The sequence below is a fragment of the uncultured Allobaculum sp. genome, assembly GCF_948576815.1.
Taxonomy (GTDB): Bacteria; Bacillota_I; Bacilli_A; order Erysipelotrichales; family Erysipelotrichaceae; genus Allobaculum; species Allobaculum fili.
The window spans coordinates 1-23322 of sequence record NZ_CAPAEZ010000010.1; the positions used below are offsets into that span (position 1 = coordinate 1).

Here is a 23322-nt window from a genome sequence, read left to right on the forward strand (position 1 = left end):
CTAGAAAGGCAAGGCACTGCTCACTTGTGAAGCTTAAGTGAACAGCATTGGAAAACAGACGCTTTTCTTACACGCTTTCAGCGTGTCATTTTCATTACGTTTTCATCATTTTTGCGCTTGCCTTTAGCCGCAATCAGTGACAGTATTGTGTCTTGCGCAGAGGTCGTCTTTTTTTATTTTCTCCGGTCTTTCCCCGCATCTTTTGCAGACCGGTACCGTTATTGAAATTGGCTGCGCAAGGCAGGAACATCATGTATTTCAATCCGATTCAAGCACGCCGGGCCCGCTCGGCTAGAGCGCGTCGTCGATTTTATCAGAAAAAACGTCGTTTCTTACTTCATATGCGGCAGTCCCAGACGCCGCGTCTTGTACTCAGCTCCATTCTGGCGATTACTGTACTGGCTGTTTTTTCCAGTCTGTTCAACCCGCTCATGGCTTCCGAAGCGATTACCTTCAAAAAGGAAGTAAGCCCCGTCGAAGCCGGTTCGGACTATTCGCTGTATGACATGATCGATAAGATTCATTACGAAACTGAAAGCACACCCGTCTGCTCGACCAACCTCAACATCAATAAGGCCGGCAGCTATACCGGAGCCTGCACGATCGACGGGCACCAGTCCCAGGTCGACATTCAGGTTGTGGATACGACTGCGCCGAAACTCGAAGTGCAGAATCTGACCGTCGGCGTCAGCGACGAAGTGGACGCCCAGAGTTTTGTAACCAAGCTCAGCGACTGTTCGCGCTGCAAGCTCTATATTCTCAATCCGTCCATGCTGATCCACGAACCCGGATCGCGCATGGTACAGATTCGCGCGCTCGACGAATACGGAAACTTCACCGTACGAACCGCGCTGCTGACCCGCAAATAAATTCACAGACCGAGTTTCCTCGGTCTTTTCTTTTTGAAAAACGCGAAATGCCGCCGCAGGTTTTCCTCGCCTACAGCGGCATTTTATTGTCTCTCCAATTTTTAATTTCGTTTTCGTACGAAAGTCGCATTAAATGCGGATCGTATCTTCGTCGGTATAAACCATGACCGGATAGCCGACTGGATCAAAAACCTGAACCGCCAGGCAGTTGAGTCCGGTATGAATGCCGACGGCGCTGACCAGATCGATTACGCGAACCGTAGCCCCGTCAAAGTTTTCCTTGATCTTGCGGGCGAACGCCTTCGCGCTTTCGAGAGAATCCACGTGAGCGACGGTAAAGTCATAGTCCTTATTGGTGCCCATATCCTTGAGCAGGCTGATCGTACGATCCTGCGCGCGGGACATCGTGCGGACTTTATCGACCGCGTCAACGCGGCCTTCAGTCTTGCGGTTGACGTGAAGGATCGGCTTGATTTTGAGCAGTCCGCCAAGAGCGGCTGCTGTTGCGGTCAGACGGCCGCCGCGGCGCATGTGCTGGAGGTCGTCGCAAAGAACGAACGTATCGCAGTTTCCCGCAATCTGTTCGAGCTTTTCCATGATTTCCTCAATGCTCTTTCCCTGCTCATACATCGTTTTGGCGGTGATAATGCAGTGGGACTGGGTTACGGCTGTCGTTCCGCAGTCAAACCCGTAAAAGGCCAGATCCATCTGGTGCGCAGCGGACTCCATGGCATTCAGGGTGCCGGAAAGTCCGCGGCAGATCGGAACGCAGAATACGCCCTCATATCCGTCTTTTTTGAGCTGTTCAAAGAGATCTTCGATTTTTCCAAGCGAAGGCAGCGAGGTCTTCATCAGTTTCTGCTGGTGAAGGTTGTCAATGACCTGGGCATAGGAGATATCTTCAAACTCGTCGTAGGTGTTCTGTCCTTCTGTAATCTGCAGAGGTACGGAATAAATTCCCTGCTTTTTCCAGTATTCACTGCTGAATCCGGTTCCGCTGTCAGTCACAAATGCGAGTTTCATCATATTCCACTCCTTCAATTTTCGGGATGTACTGTACGCCGACCGAGCCAAGTCCGGTGTGCGCCGCGATGACCGGGAACATGTTCAGCACATGAACCTTTGTTCCAGGACGCAGCGCCGCCATCATTTCTCTTGCCGCCTCTGCCGAAGCATCCGCGTTGCCGTTCAGAACGAACAGTTCGTAGTCGACGCCGTCCACAAGACCCTTGGCTACCTGTTCTACGCCGCGGCTGACCGCCTTATGGAAGGTGCGGACTTTTTCAAAGGAGTCGACTTTGCCCTGCGTATCTTTGGAAACGCGCAGAACCGGCTTAATCTTGAGCATGCCGCCAAGTTTGGCAGCAAGCGGCGTCAGACGTCCGCCTGCGGCGAGATGGTCGAGATTGTCGACCATCAGATAACCGGCTGAACCGTCGACTGACTTGCGCAGCGCGTCGACGATGGCTTCCGGATCCCTGCCCTGTTCGAGCAGCTGCTGGGCCGCAATGACCAGATACTGCTGCACGGCGAGGGTCGTATAAATATCGAGCGTATGCACGACGATATCGAAGCGTTTTGCGGTCGCCTGGATGATCTGGTTGGTTGAAGAGAGGCCGTTGGACAGATTGATGACAATCACGTCCGTTACGCCTTCGCTTTTCAGCCGTTCGAAAAGCTCTTCTTCAAGAAGAAGAGGCGGCTGGCTGGTCGTGGGCATTTTGCCTTCATCGAGAAGCTCATACAGCTTTTCGCAGGTCAGATCCACGCCGTCGAGATACTGTGTCTCGTCGACGAGAACCTGCAGGGGAAGAAATTCTATTCCTAAGGATTCGGCCTGCTTCTGCGTTAAGCCGCTGCCGGAATCCGTAATGACTTTTACTTTCATAATTGATCTGTTCTCCATTTTGCGGGAGCCATCGTTTCATGGTCCGCCTACATTTTAGCGGACCAGGCTCCGTTTTCCACTAATCGGACATGACTGAAATATACAGATCGACAGCTGTGTGTGCAAATGGCTTTGGCAGGCCGAAAATACAAGGAGAGAACAGATCGACAGACGCCATAACCAAATCCGCACAGAAATCCATCCGCATTTCATTCGTCCAGAAAACATGGAGCAGAAACACAGGAAAACAGGATCTATTTAAGTAATTTGGAATATTCTTTCATCTGGTTTTAAAAACAAGATGCCATTGCTTAGTATATCAGATCGTTTCATCCTGTCTGTACAGGCCGGCAACAGTTTCCTTTTTCGACAGTCTTTGCATCGTTTTGTCCGGATTTTTCCATTTTTCCTCTCGGGATAGAATCCGGCCTGAAAAACGCTTTCCAGCCGTTTTGGTCCTCTCTTTGGCCCCGGCTTTTCGTATTGCTGCCAAACGGTCAAAAGAGAGGCAGGAAATGAAGGTTTTCGCACAGTCCTGCTCAAAAGCAGGTCATAATAAAAGATAACTAACCTTCCCTATTTAGAGACTTCAGGAGGTGTTCTGCGATGAGTTTTATTGAATTCAAGGACGTCCGCAAGGACTATCAGATGGGTGAAGTATGCATTCATGCCCTGGACGGCGTCAGCTTTTCGATTGAAGAAGGCGAGTTTGTGATTATCGCCGGCGCCAGCGGGGCTGGAAAATCCACCATTCTCAACCTGCTTGGCGGCATGGATACCGTCAGCTCGGGAACCATTCGCGTCGGCGATAAAATCGTCAGTGATTTTGATTCGAAGCAGCTGACGCTCTATCGGCGCGATGACGTCGGGTTCGTCTTCCAGTTTTATAACCTGATTCAGAATCTGACCGTCCGCGAAAACGTCGAACTGGCGGCCCAGATTTCCAAAAGCCCGCTCGATATTACCGGAACGCTGAAATCCGTCGGACTGCTCGACCGGGAAAACAACTTCCCTTCCCAGATTTCCGGCGGGGAACAGCAGCGTGTCGCAATCGCCCGCGCGATTCCCAAAAATCCGCGCCTGCTCCTTTGCGACGAGCCGACCGGCGCGCTGGACTACCAGACGGGCAAGCAGGTTCTCGAAGTCCTGCAAAACATCTGTAAAAAGGAAAAGACGACAGTCGTCGTCATTACGCATAATCTGGCGCTGACACCGATCGGCGACAAGATTATTCGAGTGCGTTCCGGAAAAATCGAAAGCATTACCCGCAACGAGCATCCGATGAGCGCACGGGAGATTGAATACTGATGACACCCGCACTATGGAAAGACCTGTTCCGTGAAATCCGCCATTCCCTGGGGCGCTACCTGTCCATCCTGGCCATCACCGCTCTGGGCGTCTCGTTTTTTGCGGGCATCAAAGCCAGCGCGCCGGATATGAAAAATTCGGCCGACGTCTACTTTGACCGCTACAACCTGCAGGATATACAGGTGTACTCCACCGTCGGCTTAAGCGACAAGGATCTCGAGGCGCTGAAAAAGGAACCTGGCGTGAAGGACGCGCAAGGTCAGTTTTCCGCCGATTATCTCTGCCGCAAAGGCAGCCGGGAAATGACCGTTAAAGTCCTCTCCTATACGGACGGACAGACGATCAATACGCCGCGTCTGGTCGAAGGCCGCCTGCCGCAAAACGACAGGGAGTGCATGGTGGAAGGCGACAGCGCCACGGGAAACATTTTCGGGTCTTTTGAGATCGGGGATACGGTTCATCTGTATTCCGGAAACGACACGCCGGTCAGCGACGATCTCAAATACGACACCTACACCATTACCGGCAAAGCCTATTCTCCAAACTACCTGTCCTACGTACACGGCTCTTCTTCGATCGGTTCCGGTACGGTCGATACGTATTTCTTTATCCCGCAGTCCGCGATCAAGGCCGACTACTTTACGGAAATCGATCTGACCGTCGACGGGGCCAAAGAAGCGGATACGTATTCCGACGCCTACTTCGATCTGACCGATCCGGTCGTCGATGAAGTCGAAACGCTCGCCGACAGCCGAACCGTCCTCTGGAAAGACGAACAGCGTCAGAAAATTGACGACCAGGAAAAGGAAGCCCAGGACAAGCTCGCCGATGCGAAAAAGAAGCTCGACGACGCGAAAAAGAAACTCGAGGATGCCGCGCTGCAGATTGCGGATGGCGAAAAGCAGATTTCCGATAACGAAGCGCTTCTGGCCAGTTCAAAAACGCAGCTCGATCAGGGACGCAGCGCGCTCCAGTCCGGAAAGCAGCAGATCGCCGACGGCCTTGCTCAGATTGATGCCGGGCTGGCTCAGCTGCAGGGCATCGATACGACCGCCAGCGATCTGATTGCCAGGCGAGATGCGCTCACGCAGGCCATTCAGGGCGTCCAGTCCATCGATCAGGCCATTTCCGGAATCGAATCGCTCGATCAGGGTATCCAGACGCTGAGCCAACAGATTGCCGCGCTCGAAAGCGCCGATCCCCAAAATACGCAGCTGCCGGCTTTAAAAGAACAGCTTGCGGCGCTGCAGGCACAGCTGCAGGGCGTACTGGCCCAGGCAGTGCCCGGCGCGCCCGACGCAGCTTCCGCTCTAGCTGCGCTGAACACGCAGAAAAGTTCTATTCTCACCTCGATTGGCGGATCGCTCGATGCCGCAAACGCCTCTCTTACTGCCTTAAATGACGGAATTGCTCAGGCGCAGAGCGCCATCGTACAGCGCGACGCCTTAGTCAAACAGCGTCAGGAACTTGCGGCCCAGCAAAATGAGCTGGCTGCGAGTGAAACGCAGCTGGCCGCAAACCAGAAAACGTATGACGATGGCGTAGCCCAGCTCAATCAGGCCAAAAACGATCTGGCAAAAGCCAGAAGCGATTACGCCAGCGGTCAGAAAGAATACGAAGACGGTCTGGCCGAATACAATACGAACAAAAAAGAAGCCGAAGACAAAATCGCGGACGCGAAAAAGCAGCTCGACGATCTCGAAGCCAAATGGATCGTGCTCGATCGCAACTCGCATTATTCCTATAAAGACTACGAAGCCTGCGCCGACCGCATGGACGGCATCGCCTCCGTCTTCCCTGTCTTCTTCTTTCTCGTCGCCGCGCTCGTCTGCATGACGACAATGACGCGCATGGTCGATGAGCAGCGCAACGAAATGGGAACCCTCAAGGCCCTTGGCTACTCCCGCCGGCAAATCGCCGCGAAGTACCTGCTCTACGCGGGATCCGCTTCCGTTCTTGGCAGCATTCTCGGCTGTGCCGTCGGCATGTACGTGTTCCCGATGATCATCTACTCCGCCTGGAACATCATGTACAACCTGGAAGCCATTCAGTTCCGCTTCCAGCCGGGTCTGATGCTCTTTGCGTCTTTAAGCGTTACCGGCGTCGTGCTGCTCGCTGCGCTCTTCTCCATTATTAAGGAACTGCGCGAAGTGCCGGCCCAGCTCATGCGGCCAAAAGCCGCAAAGGCCGGCAAGCGGATTTTGTTAGAACGCGTCGGCTGGTTCTGGTCAAAGCTTTCGTTCATGCATAAAGTCACATTGCGCAACCTCTTCCGCTATAAGAAGCGCTTTTTCATGACCGTCATCGGCATCGCGGGCTGTTCCGCCCTGCTGGTCGCCGGCTTTGGTCTGAACGACTCCATCAGCGATATCGTTCCGCGCCAGTTCCAGGCGATTTACCACTTTGATGCTGCCGTGGATGCCAAAGAAGAAGACGGACGGCAGCTGGCCGCCGATCTGAAAAAGGAAAAGGGCATCGAAGATACGTTCAATCTCGAAACCCTTCCTGTTACCGTTCACTATGACGATAAGGATGTGTCCGCCACGCTCAATATTGTCGAAGATCCTGAAGCCTTCGAAGAGTTCATGACGTTTATCCCGATGGACGGTTCCGAACGTCTGTCTTTAAACGACGGCGTTCTCGTTTCCGTCAAGACGGCCGAGAAAATGCACCTGTCCAAAGGCGATACGATCCGCTTCAAAACGGCGGACGATGAAGAAGTAGATCTTCCGATCGCCGGCATTTTCGAACAGTACACCGGCCACATGCTTTACGTAACGCAAAAGACGTTCGACCGTCTCCATATTCAGGAAGAGCCGGACGCGCAGATTCTGCTGCTTAACGACGATACGTCTCCGGAATTTGAAAGCGAGCTGGGCAGCTGCGTTCTCCAGCACGAGGGCGTCCGGTCCGTCACCTTCTATTCGGAGACAATCGACAACTTTGAAAACATGATTTCCTCGATCAAGTCGATCGTAGTCGTTCTCGTTCTGTCGGCGGCGATGCTGGCGTTCGTGGTACTTTACAACCTTTCCAACGTCAACATTTCCGAACGTCTGCGTGAAATTGCGACCATCAAGGTCCTTGGCTTTACCGAAAAGGAAGTCAACGCCTACATCAACCGCGAAAGCATAATCCTTGCCCTCATTGGCGGACTCGTCGGTCTGCTGCTGGGCATTTACCTGCACGATCTGATTATGAACCTTGCCGAACTCGATACGATCCGCTTTGGCCGCACGATTTTCTGGCAGTCCTATGTCTATTCCATCGGTCTGACCATGCTTTTCGCTCTGCTCGTCAACTGGATCATGAAATACCGTCTGCGCAAGATTCAGATGGTAGAATCGCTCAAAGCGGTCGAATAAATCCGATCGCCTTACCGGCTATTTCCTGTCTCTCAGACGGAGCCCCGGTAACACGCATGCCTCAGACATACCTCTGGCACGCCTCAGTCCTGTTTTCCCAACGGCGAAGCAAAACCGCCTGCCAGCAAAGCTTTAAAACTTACGGCAGGCGGTTTTCTTATGTCCCGCAATACGCGCCGCTCGCTTCGGGCCATACAAAAACGCCGCCCGCAATACGGTTAGCGGTCGGCGAAATGATTTTGTAAAAAAGCAGCTTCAGAACACATGCGAAGGATCAGATCAGACCGATCACCAGAATCACCAGAATGATGACCGGCAGAACGTACTTGCAGTAAGGGTGCAGCCACTCAGGCACTTTGGCTCCTTTTCCTTCGTTGGCTTCCTTGCGGAAGTTTTTCCAGCCCCAGCCAAACTTGGTGCAGCAGAACAGAACGAAAATGAGCGATCCGCCAGGCAGCAAATTGTTGGAAACCAGGAAGTCTTCAAAATCCAGGATGGTCGTTCCCGCTCCTAGCGGTGCCGCGCCGGACAGAAGCGACCAGCCCAAAGCGCAGGGCAGCGACAGTACGAAGACTGCCGCCATATTGACCAGACACGCTTTTTTGCGGTCCCAGCCAAACAGGTCCATGCAGCTCGAAAGGATGTTTTCGAAAACCGCCAGAACGGTTGAGAACGCTGCAAACGTCATGAAAAGGAAAAACAGCGCGCCCCACAGACGGCCAAACGGCATCGCGTTAAAGACGTTGGGCAGCGTGACGAAGATCAGACCCGGACCGGCATTGACATCGACCGAATAGGCGAAGCAGGCTGGAATGATGATCAGGCCGGCAACAATCGCGACAAACGTATCCAGAACGGCGACGTTGATCGATTCGCCGAGCAAGGCACGATCCTTATTAATGTAGGAGCCGAAAATCGCCATGGCACCAATACCGAGCGAAAGGGTAAAAAACGCCTGGTTCATCGCCGCGACGATGACATTCCACGGTCCGATTTCCATGAAGCGGTTCCAGTCCGGCAGCAGATAGTAGCGAAGACCGGCGTTGGCGCCTTCCAGAAACAGGGAGTTGATCGCCAGGACGCTCATTAAGATGAGCAGCGAAATCATCATCACTTTCGTTACGCGCTCGAGGCCTTTCTGCAGACCGAGCATGCAGATCAGAAAACCGGCGACGACAATGACGCCCATGTAAAATACTTCGCTGCCTGCATTGGCCAGCGTGGCATCAAACGCCGCACCGATCCCGGCGCCATCCAGACCTTCAAACCGGCCCAGACACATATCGACAAAGTACTTCAGCATCCATCCGGCGACGGTCGTATAAAACATCATGAGCAGGTAGTTGCCCGCAATCGCAAAACCGGTATGCCAGTGCCACTTGCTTCCTTTCGGTTCCAGCGTCTTATAAATTTTGGCTGGACTTTTCTGGGCGGCACGTCCCATCGCAAACTCCATCGTCATGACGGGGATGCCCAAAACCACGAGGAAGAACAGGTAAATCAGAATAAAAATTGCACCGCCGTTCTGTCCGGCGATGTAGGGGAATTTCCAGACGTTTCCAATACCGATCGCGCATCCGGCGCTCAGCAGGATAAAGCCCAAACGGGACCCCAGCTGTTCTCGTTTCATATGTAATTCCACTTTCCTTTTCTCTTGCGGCTTCTTCCCGGCCTTTCGCAAGGAAGCTTTCGCATTTTCTGCGATCGCTTGCGTCGGGAGCAGCCGTAATTTTTTCAAAGATTCCGCCTGTCGGATGCGGACGGAATCAGTGTTTTCATTTTAGCGAAAATCGAAAAAAAACCATAGATTCCCGAAAATCCCCTCGGCCATACGCGGGGATTGATACGTTTTCCTGCCGGTTTTCGACCGTTTTTTTCCATTTTTCAAGCCGCTCACAGCGCGCGAACGAGTTTTGAACGATCTGGACTGCACGCAAAAACACCGCAGCAGCCGCAGCGTATGGCTGCGGTTTACTGCGGCGTAATGGGTTGAGAAAGACGATGAATCCTGATGACCTGGAAAGAACTCGTCTTACTTCAGACCGTTCAGGCGGTCAGCTTCCGGTGCAATGCGCATCGTCAGCAGTGCACTGTTCAGGGCTCTGGCGGCTTCGTTAATCTCGTTCTGGGAAGCGGAAGCAGCGTTGATGACTTCATGCGCCTGCGTGATCGCTTCTTCCAGATCGGATCCGTTCACAAAGGAAGACTGCTGCGCGGTCGCCTTGTTCCAGGCCAGAAGAAGCTGGGAATAATCCAGATTCTGCACGGTCGGATTCTCGCTGGTGAAGCGGATGATTTCCGAAATTTCCGGCGCGTTTCCATCCGTCCATTCGATCTTCACGGACAGAATCTTATCGATATCGTTCGACCCCATCGTGTTCAGCGAACGTACCAGATGACCAAGAGTTTTCCATTCAATCTTGCCGTCTGTATTGACCGCGCGAACCGAAACGGTGGCATTGCTCAAAGTGCCTTTCTGAATGATGTTCAGCGTATTGGCATCGAGCTCGTCGGAGAAATCATACTGTACCGATCCGGCCTGGCTGGAGGCTGGTTTGTAGGACGTGGACAGATCGCTGTCGAACATGTTGAGCGCGCTGTGGTTTTGCGCTTCTTCCACAGCAGCCGTTACGGCTGGATGCGGAACGGATTTGTATTCGCCGTCGTTGATCAGAATTTCATTGAACAGTACGGCCCGGCTGGCGTTGCCTGCGGTGAAATAAATGCGGATATAGCGGGCGTCCTGCGCGGTTTCGAGCGTTCCGACTTTGGTAACCTTGTTCGGATAGCGGCTGCTGGCCATGTAGCCGGTATCGGCATCCTTGGCCGTTACGTCTGCGTCATCCGTGTTTTCCACACCGTCACCGATTTCCATAACGTCCGTCCAGTTTTCAAGGTCGCTGGAAATCTGGATTTTCGCGTCGCGGATATAGTTGACGGCGCTGTCCTGGTTTACGATTTCCAGTTTGGAAATCGAGCGGTTCTGACCGAGGTCATAAATAATTTCGGAGCCTTTTGCGGGGAGCGTGGCGAATTCGGTGGTGGTATCCACATCGCCGTCAAACGCCGCTCCATTGTCACGCGTATCTTCGCTCGCCCAGCCGGCGGACGTAATGCCGACCGTATCCGAGAGACGGTACGGACCGCTGATCTTCGTTACCGTTACCGAAAGCGGCGTACTGAGATCTGCGGAAACGGAAGCATCCGTCGTATTGATCAGACGTACATAGCGGGCATCTTCTGCACTGGACGCATCCGCTGCAACGCTTACCCATTCGTATCCGTTGCGGGAAACTTCCAGTGACAGGCTGCCCAGGTCTCCGTGCGTAAGCGACGCGATTTTCGTAATCTCGCCAAGATCAACGCCGGCGTATTCCCCAGCTTTGAGGACGAGATTCTGACCATCGCTGGTCAGCAGCTGGCGGCCGTTTTCGATTTCCGAAGTTACCGCGCTGGTGCTGTCCGCATTGGTGATCAGATGTTCTGTATCGTAATCCGAACCGTCGCCTGGAACGACGTTGAATTCGGCAATCTGGAGCCATTTGTGGACGCTTTCCAGGTTATTAATGCGAATGGCTTTTACGCTTGCACCATGAAGTTTTACACGGAAGGTACTTTGCGCCGACTCCGGTTTTGGATCGGTATACTCGCCGGCGGTTTTCCATGTGGTACCGTCTTCGGAGTATTCCAGAGCGAAATGCGTGAGCTTATCGTTTTTCGCGCCGCCGTTGACAAAGACGATTTCGTTAAGCTGAACGGCCTCCGAGAACGTACGGGTTACGATCGGGCCGACTGGTGCGTAATCGCCTGGCGTTGAAATCCAGGCGAAGGTGGACGTATCGCCATCCGTCATCTGATCCGCCGTGCTCTGCTGATAGTAGGCGCAGCCGTCTCCCAGCGTGAAGGTGGAAGAAGGCAGTTCGATCTCACTGCTCCCCCCCTGCTCCGGATTGATTCGAATGTCGCGAACGCCAAGCCAGGTGTTGGTTTTGTCTTCGGTAGAAAGAACACGGACTCCTCGCACGCCCTTCAGATCGAGATCACTCAGATGGATTTCCTGCGGCGTTGTATACACGGTGTCATTCAGATCGGTCCAGGTTTTACCGTCCGCGGTGATCTGCACTTTGGCTTTGGAGAACGTATCATTCAGGTTGCCGGACTGACCGAGCAGGAACTGAATTTCGTAAATGTCTTTCGGCTGGGTATATATGACACCAACGTAGTCGCCTGCAGAAAGGGTGCTTGGCGTTTTGAAAACGATCTGCGTCGAGGCATTGCCGTCAAACACATTGTCCAGCGATCCTTCCGGCGTATCCGAACGGCTGGTAATGAACGTCGCCGTATCCAGGTTCGGGTCGATCAGCGGAAGAATCCGTGCGGAAAGCGCCGAATCCAGTGCGTTCATGAACGGCGTGATGTGAATGCGGCCCGCCTTGGCGTATTCCGTATGATCCACGTAATGGAAGCCATGGGTTCCCGCCTGGGTCTTGGCGTTCTGGGCGCTCGCAAAATGATCCCATACCGCCGCGGTGGATTCGCCGTGATTCAGTGCGCTGAGGGCATCGAGATAGCCGAGCACCGCGCTGGTCGTATCATCCCATGCGTCAATCCAGTAAATGATCTGCGAGAGCGTCCGTTTGTTTCCGGTTTCTTCGCGATACGTTCTTGCGGCATCACGCAGCTTCTCAAATTCAGCGCGGATTTCGGCGATGTCTTCGTCCGTAATCGTCTGGTTTCCAGTCAGCTTTGCTTTAAAAGCGTCCAGCTTCGGACTGAGTTCTTCGGATTCGCTGTTGCCGATCTGCTTCGAGTTTTTCATGTGCTTGGAAAGCTCGCGATAGGCGTTCGAACCCGCGGTTTCTTTACCGGTTCCATGGTCGATATAGGCGAAGGAGTCGTTCCATACCTGAGTGTAGTGATCCGCGTCGCTCCAGATATTCCACGCATAATCGGCGTTGGTGAACAGACCCTGCTTGCTGGGCTCCGACTGCTGCATCGGGTTCAGAACGATGCCGTTAACCGTATTTGGATTGGTATTGGGCTTGAGTACCGCTTCGGCACCGCCCATGATCAGGCCGTCTTTCGTATTGTCGGAGCATGGCCAGTTGATCCACATGAACGCCGGGCGTCCCATTCGTTCATAAAAAGGATCGTTGAACGAAGGTCCGACTTCGCCCCAGATCCGGCCGCCGGTCTGCACGATGGAAACCGAATCCGGCAGCTGCTTGAGCGTCTGCATTTCCGCGCTCGAGCCGTTGCCCATGTAATCCGCCGGGCAGAAAATCATGTCGGATTTCAGACCCGGATATTCGGACTGCTTAGTTTTGATCCATTCGGTCAGATCCGTCATGAGCGTGACGTAGTTTTGCGGATTGCCGCCAGGCACCGCGGCATCGTCTGCCAGAATTGCGAACTGTTTTACGCCGACCTGCATCAGCTGTTCGAATTTGTCCTCGATGATCTTCAGATCGCGCGCATAGTTATCTCCGAAATTCACGGCATTATGCATGAAGGGGTGCAGCGCGTAAATGTAGTAGCACTTGGATTTGTTGCCGGCTTCTGCAAGCTCTTTATGCTTCTGCAGCTCGTCTTCCGTATACAGTTCCCGCCATTTGGCGTTATGCTTCGGGTCATCTTTTGGCGCATAGAAGTAGCCGTTGAGCTTATAGTCGCCGCCAAATTTCATTAAATCGAGACGGTCTTCGTGGCTCCACGGGTTTCCGTAGTAGCCTTCAATGAAGCCGCGGGTTTTGACGTCGGCAAAATCTTCGATGCGCAGGCTGCGGACCTCACGGTTTTCCACCTGCGAGAAAATATGCTTCAGCGACGTCAGGCCGTAAAAGGCCGCATCGGTCGATACGCCCAGAATGGCAATCGTTCCCTCGCCGATTTCCAGCGCATAGCTGTCGGTCTTTTCAAACAGATCTTTGGCTGCAATCGTATGGGTTTCAAAATAATCCGCTGCGGGGGATTCCTCGCCCTGGATTCCGACGAGCAGATTGGTTTTGCCCTCTTCTGGCGTGTCGCCTTCGCTCAGGGTTACGTCCTGACCGAGCAGAGCGAATACCTCTTTGGCATGGTCTTTTGTGAACTGGTCAATTCCTGCCGAATACACGACATGGACATCCTTAGAAACCGTCGTCGCGCCTGTTCCGTACACAACAGACTGCGGCGTCGGATAAATTTTATATTCAGCGCTTGCGGCTCCCGTATCCGGTTCGGATGCGGCAGCGGGCAGGCTGAATGAAGGAATCAGCATTGCGGCGGCTAAAAAGCTGCTCGCAATTTTCCTGGAAGTTTTCCTCATTTTTCCTCCTTATGACACCATTCAAAATGGTGCAGCGGATTAAGCGTACCATTGAGAGCGTATTCACTCAAGCGCTTTCAAGGAATTCTTTCAGATCAAGGAATGATACTTTTTCACTCAGATCCTATCCGTGTCGGATAGGATCTTGCGCTGTTTCCAATATTTATTTTCTATTTATTTTCCTGTCTTTCTGTGCGAGTGCCGGAATTCTATGTACTGGGTTTCTATTCAGCGCGTTTTAAACCGCGTTCCGATCTCGTTCTGTCGTGCCCTCTCCTGCACAAAAAACGGCCCCGGATTTGGAAGCCATCCAGGCATCGTCCAAATCCGGGACCAGATTTATATTTCATCATTCCGTTTTCACAAAATCGAATCTGTGCGTTCGGGGTAAAACTTAGATTTCTTCGAGTGCAGAAGCCGAAGGGGTCTTTCGGGCTTCGAGCAGAACATCGTTCAGGCTCTTGGCTGCTGCATCGACCGCTTCCTGACTGCGCTTATTGCGGTAAGCCGCTTTTGCGCTGTCAAGTCCGGCCCCAAGGGCACTCTGGGACGCTTCGTTGAAATCACTCAGCGTGAGACCTTCGCCTTTATCGATTGCGGCTTTCAGCAGCGTCGTATCGATTTCTTCGAGGGATGCCTTGTAGGCGATGATTTCCGAAACGACTGGCTGTGTGCCTTCCGGCCAGCTGATCTTCACGGTCAGCACTTTATCGATATCGACTGCGAACTGGCTGAGCGAATGGTCGAGCGTTCCGAGGTCGTACCATTTCTTTTCGCCGTCTTTAACGCCAAGAACGGAGAAGGCAGCCTTGCTGGCGTCGCCTTTGGTGATGACGTTGAAGTGGTTCTTTTCGAGGCCTTCGGAGTAGTCGTATTCGATGAATCCGGCTGCATCGGTATCCGGTGTCCATGCGGTAGCAAGACTGCCGTCAACCAGGTTAGCTGGAATATAGTCTTCGCGCTGTGCGGAATCCGTACGGAATGCGGCGTTGTAAACCGGAACGTACGCGCCGTCATTAATTTCAATTTCATTGAAGCCAGCGAAGCGAACGTCGTTATCGGCAGTGAACTCAATCTTCACGTAGCGGGCATTCGTCGAAGTAATTTCGCCGGAAGCCATGACTTTGTTTGGATAGGTGGAAGACGCGGTAAAGAGTTCGGAGTTTACCGCATTGACTGTCAGCTCATTGGTATCGGGCTGACCATCACCGATTGTAAAGACTTCGGTCCAGTTTCCCTTATCGGCAGAAACAGAGACTTTGAAGTCGGTCAGGTAGTTGGTTGCGGAATCCTGCGTGTAAATCGTCACTTTGGAAACCGGACGGAGCTGTCCAAGATCGTAGATGATGTTCTGGCCCGCTTTCGGGTAGTCCGCAAAGAGGGTTGTCGTATCTACGTCGCCGTCAAAGGCTGCGCCGTTATTGCGGGTATCCTGATAGCCGTACTCGTCATCTTTGCCCATCGTCGAGGAATCCAGCTTGATCACCGCTTCGGTCTTGCATGTAACGGTCATTACATCGTCGATGGTGAAGGTTACCGGCTGGTCGGTATTGTTGATCAGACGGACATAGCGGCCAATCGGATCTTTGGCATCAAATGCCTGCCATTCGTAATCGTTGCGGCTTGTCTGAACGCTCAGACCTGCTGCATCAGTTCCTGGATCAATCGATTCCATCTCAACGATGCGTTCCAGATCCATACCGAGGTATTCGCCCGGCTGGAGCGTAATGCTGCCTTCCGCCTTCAGTTTGCTTTCGGCTGCGGTGAAGAAGACGCCGGCTTCAATGTCGGTGTTGGTCATCAGATGGCTGGCGTTGTACGGATCGCCAGCTTCGGTTTCTACAGTAAATTCAGAAAGCTGAACCCAATTTTCTACCGCTTCGAGGTTGCGCAGACGCACGTATTTTACCGATGCGTTCTGCAGGTCGAAGTTGTATTCATCGGCGCCTTTTGGCGTACTGGTGAACGTTTTGTGTTCGGTCCAGTTCGTTCCGTCTACAGACGTTTCGAGAACGAAGCTGGTCCATTTATCGGCGGAAGAGCCGTTGCCCATAATGATATGGACGTTGCGTGCGCGGACTTCTTCGCCGTATGTCCAGGTAAAGGTATCGCCGACAGCGGCTTTCTGGTTGGTCCACAGGTACGTGGAAGCATCGCCGTCATAGGCTTTCTCTTTCGTGTTCGTCTGATATGCGCCATTTCCTGCAGGGAGGGAGAAGGAGCCTTCTCCGGTTTCCCCGCTGTCGCCTCCGGCTTCTGGATTGAGGACAAAGTCACGGACGCCAAGCCAGATGTTCGGGTTACTGCCTGTGCACAGAACGCGCATGCCCAGAACGTTTTTCAGGCCAAGGCCAGTCTGGCTCATGTCGGTGGTACTGCTCGTTTCTTCTCCGATATCGATCCAGTTTACGCCATCCTGGGTGTACTGCAGTTTGGCGGACGGGAATGTATCGTTCAGGTTTCCGGACTGACCAAGAAGGATGCTGACAGAATCGACATCAATCGGGGTTGTGCGCATGACACCGATGTAATCGCCAGGTTCTACTTTGCTTGGGGTTTTGTAAATGATTTCCGTATTCGGATTGCCATCGGTGGCGTTGGCCATGGAGCCGGTCGGCGTATCGATACGGTTGGTAATGATATGAACGCGGTCTGCACTCGGATCAACGAGCGGCAGAATCTGGTCAGACAGAAGCGTGTCCAGACGGTTCATGAACGGAGTGACGTATTTCGTTCCGGCTTTCGCATATTCCCAGTGATCGATGTACCAGAGTTTATGCGTTTCGGACTGGTCGCGGGCAGCCTGTGCTGCGGAGAACGAATCCCAGATTTCCGACAGCGGTGCGCCGCTTTCCAGCTTGTCGATGGTATCGAAGTAGCCAAGAATCGCATCGGTCGTATCTTCCCAGGCATCAATCCAGTACGTGATCTGGCCAAGGGTACGTTCGTTGCCGGTATATTCACGGTAATCCAGGGCGGCCTGGTGCAGTTTTTCGAATTCAGGACGGAGCGCTTTTACATCGTCGACGACGGTCGCGTCGCCGGCTGCCAGCTTATTGCCCAGAGCGCTCATGGCATCCTTGATTTCAACGGATTCTTCCGTGTTCACAGCTCTCGAATACTGCATGTGCTTGGACAGTTCACGATACGCGGCAGAACCGATGGTATCTATGGAATCGCCATGGTCGATATAGTTAAAGGAATCGTGCCATACGGAATCGTATTTTTCTTCCGAAGTCCAGATGTTCCAGGCGTAGTCCGCATTGGTGAAGATCGCCTCTTTGGACGGTTCCGACTGCTGCATCGGGTTCAGAACGATACCGTTCACGGTTTCCGGATTCGTATTCGGTTTCAGGAAGGTCAGCGCGGCACCCATGATCAGGGAATCCTTGGTGTTGTCCGAGCAAGGCCAGTTGATCCACATGAACGCTGGACGCCCCATGTTGGAATAGAAACGGTTGTTAAAGGAAGGACCGACTTCACCCCAGACACGTCCTCCGGTTTCGATGATCGAAACGGAATCCGGCAGCTGCTTGAGCGTCTGCATCTGCTGGCTGCTGCCGTTGCCCATATAGTCGTTCGGACAGAAAATCATGTCGGTTTTCAGGCCCGGATATTCGGACTGCTTGGTTTTGAGCCAGTTGGTCAGATCGGTCATGAGCGTTACGTAGTTCTGCGGTTCGCCGCCTGGAACACCGGCATCGTCAGCCAGAATGGCGAACTGTTTTACGCCCACACCCATCATCTGTTCAAACTTGTCCTTGATGATCTTCAGATCGCTCTGGTAATTGGAACCGAAGCTGATCGCATTGGTCATAAAGGGATGAAGCGCGTAAATGTAATAGCATTTGGATTTGTTTCCCGCTTCCGCCAGCATGGCGTGGTTTTTCAGTTCTTCTTCGGTATACAGTTCACGCCATTTTGCATTGTGCTTGGGGTCGTCTTTCGGGGCGTAGAAATAGCCGTTGAGCTTATAGTCGCCGCCAAATGTCATCAGATCCGCACGGTCTTCAAAGGACCACGGGTTTCCGTAGTAGCCTTCGATAAATCCGCGGGTCTTAACGTCCGCGAAGTCTTCCATGCGCAGGTTTCGAACTTCCTTGTTTTCCACCTGTTTGAAGATGTGTTTCAGCGAAGTCAGGCCATAGAAGGCGGCATCGGTAGAAACGCCCAGAATGGCAATCGTTCCATCCTGAATTTCAAGCGCATAGCTATCGGTCTTGGAAAAGAGATCCTCAGCCGTAATGGTATGCGTGTCAAAGTAGGTTTTCGCCGGAGAATCCTCGCCCTGGATTCCGACCAGCAGGTTTGTTTTTCCCTCAACAGCAGCATCGCTCGTCGTGAGTTTTACATCCTCGCCAAGAAGCTTGAAAACATCTGCTGCATGATCTTTCGTGTACTGGTCAATGCCTGCAGAGTAGACAACGTTCACGTCATTGCTGATTGTCGTCGTTCCAGTTGCGTAAACAACGGAATGAGGCGTCGGGTAAATCTTGTACTCAGTGCTGGCGACTGGCTCTTCCTGCGGTTCAGCAGCTGCAGCCGGCAGACTGAATGAGGGGATCAGCATAGCAGCGGCTAAAAAGCTGCTTGCGATCTTTCTGGAAGCTTTCCGCATGTTTCCTCCTCTTTCCATCCATCACAGATGGTCTCATGATTTCAGGTTAGCATTGTGCACGCTTACACTCAAGAGCACCCCGCTTGTTTTTCCGCGATGAAGTGAGTGATTTGCGCATAAAACTGAAGGGAAATGATTATGAATTGATACTGCCTATCTATTTTTATATCTGCCTGCGATCTCTGTCCTGAGCGATCTTCATTCCTCTTCTTTCCGCGTTTTCCTGGATGGTCAGCAGGCAGCCCTGCACGGCAGCATGGGCCTGAAACCGGACCGGGCGCAGAACCCAGAACCCAATCCGAAGAACTTACGCCGGAAGAACACGAATATACCCATTCCCTGACGAACTCGAACATAACCATGTAACTCGAACATAACCATATAAAGAAAGGCGGCTGCAGATTTCGCTCTGCAGCCGGCCTTTTGAATTCTTTGGCAATTCGGTTTCCATTGTAAATCGGGAAGAATCCGACTGCCTTGATTTCCTGCTCGATCAGCCGGATTATTCAAGGTTCAGCAGATCTTTACTGGATTTCAGACGAAGAACAAGTTCTGCCGAAGCGAGTTCTCTGGCCATGCGGTCAATTTCCGACTGCGTGACCTCTTCTGCACTTCTGAGCGCTTTTGCGCGTCCAAAGGCTGCGGAGAATTCACTCTTGTCTTTGTCCTGATAGCTGGCCAGCTTCGTATTGACGTTCTGGCCTTTGGCAATGGCCTGATTCAGAAGCGTCCAGTTCAGTTCCACAACCGGTTCTTCTTCGGCCCACTAGGCGTACAGGGTCAGGCTCTGCTCCGGTTTGCCTGCGCAAAATCGAATTTGTTCGTGCAGCTTTCCTCTGTAAACCAGCCTTCAGACGTGTAGCCGGTGGGAACCGGATCGCTCAGCTTCGTGATGGAAGATGCACAAAGGCAGAGAACATCTTCCGATTCTTCCTCGATCTGCGCATCGAAGGTGACGCGGACGGTCAGCGTTGCCGATTGGCTGTCGCTCGAACCGTTTTCTTCGCTGCCCACTGCGGTAACGGTAATTGTCCAATCGCCTTCTTTGGTCAGAGCCGTCGCAAACTCGGTTTACGTTCCGGCCATGCCGCCCTGCGTCCAGTCGATTCCATCCGGATCCGTCAGCGTCACGCCATACCCGCTGACTTTTCCTTCACCCGCTTCTACTGCATCCCAGCGGAATGTTCCGCTCAGTACGCCGGTTTCACTACGGGATGTGCTAACTCTGAGTTTAGCCGGGGCATCCAGGGCTGTGAGGATCCGCGTACACCTGGCGTAAATCACGGTATCGGTTTCTGGTTTTGCCGTTTCGAAGTTAAAGGCGTTTTTGCCTTCGGAATCCGTAAACCAGCCCTCAAACGTATAGCCTTCACGAACCGGATTGGCCGGTTTTGCGATGGAAGAACCGGACAGATCGCCCCTCTCCTGGCCGGACGCAAATAAATAAGCAAAAAATAAAAATAAATGCATAAAAAAACAGGAGCCACAGAGTTTTATTGCAGCTCCTGAAAGGAAATCAAATTAAGCGGAAGAATCGTCAGTCGGTTTAGACAGTAACGATTTTCATCATGTTGGTCGATCCGCTTCCAACTGGATAGCCGGCTACAACGATGATGTTGTCTCCGTGATGCAGACCGTTTTTCAGAGCGATGTTGCGAGCGAGCTGAACGTCGTTCTGCTGGGTGTTCTGCACGTCGGTAACGACAGGCTGTACACCGAAGACAGGAAGCAGAGAGCGCTGAACTTTTTCATCGAAAGTTACCGCAATGATCGGTGCTTCCGGACGGAATTTCGCCAGACGTTTAGCGGTCAGGCCGGACTGTGTGAAGGCAATGATGGCCTTGATGTCCATGGCCAGAGCGGTTTCCGCAGCGGAAATGGCGATGGAGTCGCTCATGTTGCGCTTGGAAGAAGCAATACCATCAGCCAGACGTTTCTTGTAGTCAATCATCGGTTCGATGGCATTGGCAATTTTTGTGAATGTATGAACGGCTTCTGCTGGATAGCTTCCTGCAGCTGTTTCAGCGGAAGTCATAACCGCATCGGTGCCATCCATGATCGCATTGGCAACGTCACTGGCTTCTGCACGAGTCGGACGCGGGTTGCCCTGCATGGATTCGAGCATGTGGGTAGCGGTGATAACCGGCTTGCCGGCATCGTTTGCCATTTTGATCATCTGTTTCTGGTAGATTGGTACGTATTCGAGTGATACGTTCACGCCGAGGTCACCGCGGGCAACCATGATGCCGTCGGCTACTTCCAGAATGTCAGGCAGGTTGTCGAAACCTTCCTGGTTTTCGATTTTCGCAATGATCTGAATATCATCCTTGCCTTCGGAAATGAGAACATCCCGAACCGCAAGAACGTCTTCTTTACGACGTACAAAGCTCAGAGCTACGTAGTCGATATCGTTTTTCGCACCAAAGCGCAGATCCGCTTCATCTTTCTTGGAAAGGAAAGGCATGGAAAGAATGATTCCTGGCAGGTTGCAGCCCTTCTTAGACTTCAGGAAGTGGGGGTTGGCTACAATTCCTTTGAATTCCTTGCCTGGAGTAACTTCCGTAATATCCACGCGCATTTTACCGTCATCCATCAGGATGAAGTCGCCGGGTTTTACATCGTTAAAAACTTCCGGTACGCTGATCGCAAATCTTTCGCGGTTGCCGAGCAGTTCCGCATCGTTGACGATGGTCACTACGTCGCCTTTTTCAAACTGGACGCCGCCGTCTTCAAATTTGCCAAGACGAATTTCCGGGCCCTTGGTATCGAGCATGATACCAATCGGTTTTTTCATTTCCTTGGAAACCTGGCGGATGCGCTCGATCCGTGCTCCATGTTCCTCATAATCGCCGTGAGAGAAGTTCAGACGGCAGATGTTCATACCTTCTTCGACCAGCTTTGCGATCATTTCAGGGTTTTCGCTGGCTGGGCCGATCGTACATACAACTTTTGTTTTTTTATCCATACATACACCTCTAGAGTTGAATCCGTTGAGATTTTAAACCATTCCCCTCGCAATTGCACGAATGATCTCTCTATCCGAGACGTTCGAACAGGTTGGTGAGCGGTTTTTTCGATTCAGACGGCATAACAAGTGCTTTTTCGATCGGGAAAGACGTGATCTTGTTATTCCGGATAGCGACACACTGTCCGCCGATGCCCTGCATCAGCAAGTCCACGGCCTTCTCGCCCATTTGGCTGGCGAGCATACGGTCAAACGGGCAGGGCGAGCCGCCGCGCTGGATGTGACCAAGAACGGTAGCCCGGCCGGAGAAGCCGGTATTGAGCGTAACTTTTTTCGCAAACTGGTGAACATCGGTAATTTTTTCCGAAATGATGATGATCGCGTGCTTTTTCTTTTTAATCTGATCGAGATCGCGCAGACGATCGAGAATATCCTGCTCATCAAAACCGCTTTCGCTGGTAACAACGATTTCCGCTCCGCAGGCGATACCTGCCCACAGGGCGAGGTCGCCGCAGCGGTTTCCCATGACTTCTACAATGGAGCAGCGGTGATGCGAGTTGGATGTATCCCGCAGTTTATCGACTGCATCGACAATTGTTTCGAGAGCTGTCATGAATCCGATCGTAAAATCCGTACATGTAATATCATTATCAATCGTTCCCGGCAGACCAATGCAGTTAATGCCCATGTGAGTCAGTTCAAGCGCGCCTCGGTAAGAACCGTCACCGCCAATAACAACTACAGCGTTAATGCCGCGGCGTTCAAGCTGCTTGATGGCTTTTTTACGGACTTCCACATCCTTGAATTCCGGCAGACGGGCAGACCCGAGAACGGTTCCGCCCCGGGTAAGAATTTCGCTGACGGATTCGGAAGTGAGCGGCTCGATATAGCCTTCAACCATTCCTTTATATCCGTTGAAAATTCCATAGACTTCCAGTCCGGCATTGATGCCTACACGAGTGATGGCACGTACCGCTGCGTTCATTCCGGGGGAATCGCCGCCGGAAGTAAGAATGCCAATTCGTTTAATCATCTTATCCTCCCTCATCCGCAACTGATTTTTTGTTTAAACGGTGCCTCGCAGTGCCGCTCGATGATAAACCTTCCCTTTCGCTTAATAAGGAATGGCGGGCAATGGAAGCGCTGGGCAGAATTCGTCCTCCGTTCTACGGATGAATCTGTATCAATTTTAACATAGTCAGGCACAAGCAGGATTTGTGCCTTGCACGGTTTGGCTTAGAGCTTTGCGTTTTCAATATCCTTTAAAACCGTCTCGCTGTCGGTTTCCGGCTTGACCTTCTCATAGGCTTTGAGAATGATGCCGTTTTCATCGATCAGGTACGTTGTCCGTACGGTACCGAGAACCTTTTTCCCATACATGGTCTTTTCCTTTACGACATCGTATTCATGGAGAACCTTTCGTTCCGGATCGGCGAGCAGCAGAAACGGAAGCTCATATTTGGCTTTGAAGTTGGCGTGGGAGCGGATCGTATCCTTGGAAATGCCGATGACGACCGCGCCTTCCTTTTCAAAGTCTTCAAAATGGTCCCGGTAACTGCAGGCCTGTTTTGTACAGCCAGACGTATTGTCTTTCGGATAAAAATACAGAACGACTTTCTTTCCTCTATAGCAAGAGAGCGTGTGCAGATTTCCATCCTGATCCGGCAGCGTGAAATCCGGAGCCGGTGTTCCTGGAGTAAGCATGATTTAAATTCCCTTCTGCGCTTTGCGCGCTTCCCCCTATTGTACCTGTAAACCGTTTTCATGCATCGGAAGAATGCAAAATTTGTATCCGTTTTCCAGACCTGCTGCCGGCCTCTTTGCATTCTTTTCTGCCGATCCGTACCAGAGGCCCGCTTCCCCATATATCTTCCCCATATATGGATATACAGGGATATGGTTTCAGGGATCTGTGCCGTGAGAAAATTTTGCGTCTCACTTTGCCCTTCCTATGTATCTTTTGTTTGTATCTTTTGTTTCTTTCTGTGGGCCTCCTATCTAT

The 23322-nt window shown here is 52.3% G+C and carries 14 protein-coding genes; 3 read left to right on the forward strand and 11 right to left on the reverse strand.

Annotated elements, in window-relative coordinates:
* Positions 1-341 precede the first annotated feature (341 nt).
* Positions 342-869 (forward strand): hypothetical protein, encoded by a 528-nt coding sequence (locus tag Q2J39_RS02315; protein ID WP_230267205.1) that lies wholly within the window; start codon positions 342-344, stop codon positions 867-869.
* Between the two features lie 129 nt (positions 870-998).
* Here the strand turns inward: Q2J39_RS02315 and Q2J39_RS02320 are convergent, their stop codons facing one another.
* Both Q2J39_RS02320 and Q2J39_RS02325 read right to left on the reverse strand, forming a co-directional pair.
* Positions 999-1895, reverse strand: coding sequence for a DegV family protein (locus Q2J39_RS02320; protein ID WP_288339050.1), 897 nt, complete (start codon positions 1893-1895; stop codon positions 999-1001).
* Positions 1870-2757, reverse strand: coding sequence for a DegV family protein (locus Q2J39_RS02325; protein ID WP_230267203.1), 888 nt, complete (start codon positions 2755-2757; stop codon positions 1870-1872). Before Q2J39_RS02325 ends, Q2J39_RS02320 begins: the two co-directional genes overlap by 26 nt.
* A gap of 606 nt (positions 2758-3363) precedes the next feature.
* On the opposite strand from Q2J39_RS02325, the gene Q2J39_RS02330 reads away from it, so the two are divergent.
* Together Q2J39_RS02330 and Q2J39_RS02335 are read left to right on the forward strand one after the other, a co-directional pair.
* Positions 3364-4065 carry an ABC transporter ATP-binding protein gene (locus Q2J39_RS02330; RefSeq protein WP_288339051.1) on the forward strand — a complete coding sequence of 234 codons (702 nt, stop codon included), beginning with the start codon at positions 3364-3366 and terminating at the stop codon, positions 4063-4065.
* Positions 4065-7430, forward strand: a complete 3366-nt coding sequence (locus Q2J39_RS02335; RefSeq protein WP_288339052.1) for an FtsX-like permease family protein — start codon at positions 4065-4067, stop codon at positions 7428-7430. Before Q2J39_RS02330 ends, Q2J39_RS02335 begins: the two co-directional genes overlap by 1 nt.
* Before the next feature lie 274 nt (positions 7431-7704).
* On the opposite strand, the gene Q2J39_RS02340 is transcribed toward Q2J39_RS02335, so the two are convergent.
* The 9 genes from Q2J39_RS02340 to Q2J39_RS02380 all read right to left on the reverse strand — a co-directional run bounded on the left by Q2J39_RS02340 (position 7705) and on the right by Q2J39_RS02380 (position 23024).
* Positions 7705-9060, reverse strand: a complete 1356-nt coding sequence (locus tag Q2J39_RS02340; RefSeq protein WP_288339053.1) for a sodium-dependent transporter — start codon at positions 9058-9060, stop codon at positions 7705-7707.
* 402 nt (positions 9061-9462) lie between these two features.
* Positions 9463-13737 (reverse strand): beta-N-acetylglucosaminidase domain-containing protein, encoded by a 4275-nt coding sequence (locus tag Q2J39_RS02345; RefSeq protein ID WP_288339054.1) that lies wholly within the window; start codon positions 13735-13737, stop codon positions 9463-9465.
* Between the two features lie 394 nt (positions 13738-14131).
* Entirely contained in the window at positions 14132-18355 is a 4224-nt protein-coding gene (locus tag Q2J39_RS02350) for a beta-N-acetylglucosaminidase domain-containing protein (RefSeq protein WP_288339055.1), read from the reverse strand.
* Positions 18356-18857: 502 nt separating this feature from the next.
* The gene (locus Q2J39_RS02355) at positions 18858-19100 is read right to left on the reverse strand and encodes a hypothetical protein (RefSeq protein WP_230267197.1); all 243 of its coding nucleotides are present in this window, start codon (positions 19098-19100) and stop codon (positions 18858-18860) included.
* A 35-nt stretch (positions 19101-19135) separates the two neighbouring features.
* Entirely contained in the window at positions 19136-19369 is a 234-nt protein-coding gene (locus Q2J39_RS02360; protein WP_230267196.1) for an InlB B-repeat-containing protein, read from the reverse strand.
* A gap of 57 nt (positions 19370-19426) precedes the next feature.
* Complete coding sequence (locus Q2J39_RS02365; protein WP_230267195.1) at positions 19427-19825, reverse strand: InlB B-repeat-containing protein; 399 nt, start codon at positions 19823-19825, stop codon at positions 19427-19429.
* A gap of 76 nt (positions 19826-19901) precedes the next feature.
* Positions 19902-21320, reverse strand: a complete 1419-nt coding sequence (pyk, locus tag Q2J39_RS02370; RefSeq protein ID WP_230267194.1) for a pyruvate kinase — start codon at positions 21318-21320, stop codon at positions 19902-19904.
* Between the two features lie 70 nt (positions 21321-21390).
* Positions 21391-22353: a 6-phosphofructokinase gene (pfkA, locus tag Q2J39_RS02375; RefSeq protein WP_230267193.1), complete on the reverse strand. Its 963-nt coding sequence runs from the start codon at positions 22351-22353 to the stop codon at positions 21391-21393.
* Between the two features lie 203 nt (positions 22354-22556).
* A complete protein-coding gene (locus tag Q2J39_RS02380) occupies positions 22557-23024 on the reverse strand; it encodes a peroxiredoxin (protein ID WP_230267192.1) in 468 nt (155 codons plus the stop codon).
* Positions 23025-23322 lie beyond the last annotated feature (298 nt).

What these genes read in the sequence shown, in the direction of transcription:
- Q2J39_RS02365 (WP_230267195.1), bottom strand. Translation starts at nt 19,825, where the DNA reads ATGCATTTATTTTTATTTTTTGCTTATTTATTTGCGTCCGGCCAGGAG.
- Q2J39_RS02345 (WP_288339054.1), bottom strand. Translation starts at nt 13,737, where the DNA reads ATGAGGAAAACTTCCAGGAAAATTGCGAGCAGCTTTTTAGCCGCCGCA.
- Q2J39_RS02340 (WP_288339053.1), bottom strand. Translation starts at nt 9,060, where the DNA reads ATGAAACGAGAACAGCTGGGGTCCCGTTTGGGCTTTATCCTGCTGAGC.
- Q2J39_RS02330 (WP_288339051.1), top strand. Translation starts at nt 3,364, where the DNA reads ATGAGTTTTATTGAATTCAAGGACGTCCGCAAGGACTATCAGATGGGT.
- Q2J39_RS02350 (WP_288339055.1), bottom strand. Translation starts at nt 18,355, where the DNA reads ATGCGGAAAGCTTCCAGAAAGATCGCAAGCAGCTTTTTAGCCGCTGCT.
- Q2J39_RS02335 (WP_288339052.1), top strand. Translation starts at nt 4,065, where the DNA reads ATGACACCCGCACTATGGAAAGACCTGTTCCGTGAAATCCGCCATTCC.
- pyk (WP_230267194.1), bottom strand. Translation starts at nt 21,320, where the DNA reads ATGGATAAAAAAACAAAAGTTGTATGTACGATCGGCCCAGCCAGCGAA.
- Q2J39_RS02315 (WP_230267205.1), top strand. Translation starts at nt 342, where the DNA reads ATGCGGCAGTCCCAGACGCCGCGTCTTGTACTCAGCTCCATTCTGGCG.
- pfkA (WP_230267193.1), bottom strand. Translation starts at nt 22,353, where the DNA reads ATGATTAAACGAATTGGCATTCTTACTTCCGGCGGCGATTCCCCCGGA.
- Q2J39_RS02325 (WP_230267203.1), bottom strand. Translation starts at nt 2,757, where the DNA reads ATGAAAGTAAAAGTCATTACGGATTCCGGCAGCGGCTTAACGCAGAAG.
- Q2J39_RS02320 (WP_288339050.1), bottom strand. Translation starts at nt 1,895, where the DNA reads ATGATGAAACTCGCATTTGTGACTGACAGCGGAACCGGATTCAGCAGT.
- Q2J39_RS02380 (WP_230267192.1), bottom strand. Translation starts at nt 23,024, where the DNA reads ATGCTTACTCCAGGAACACCGGCTCCGGATTTCACGCTGCCGGATCAG.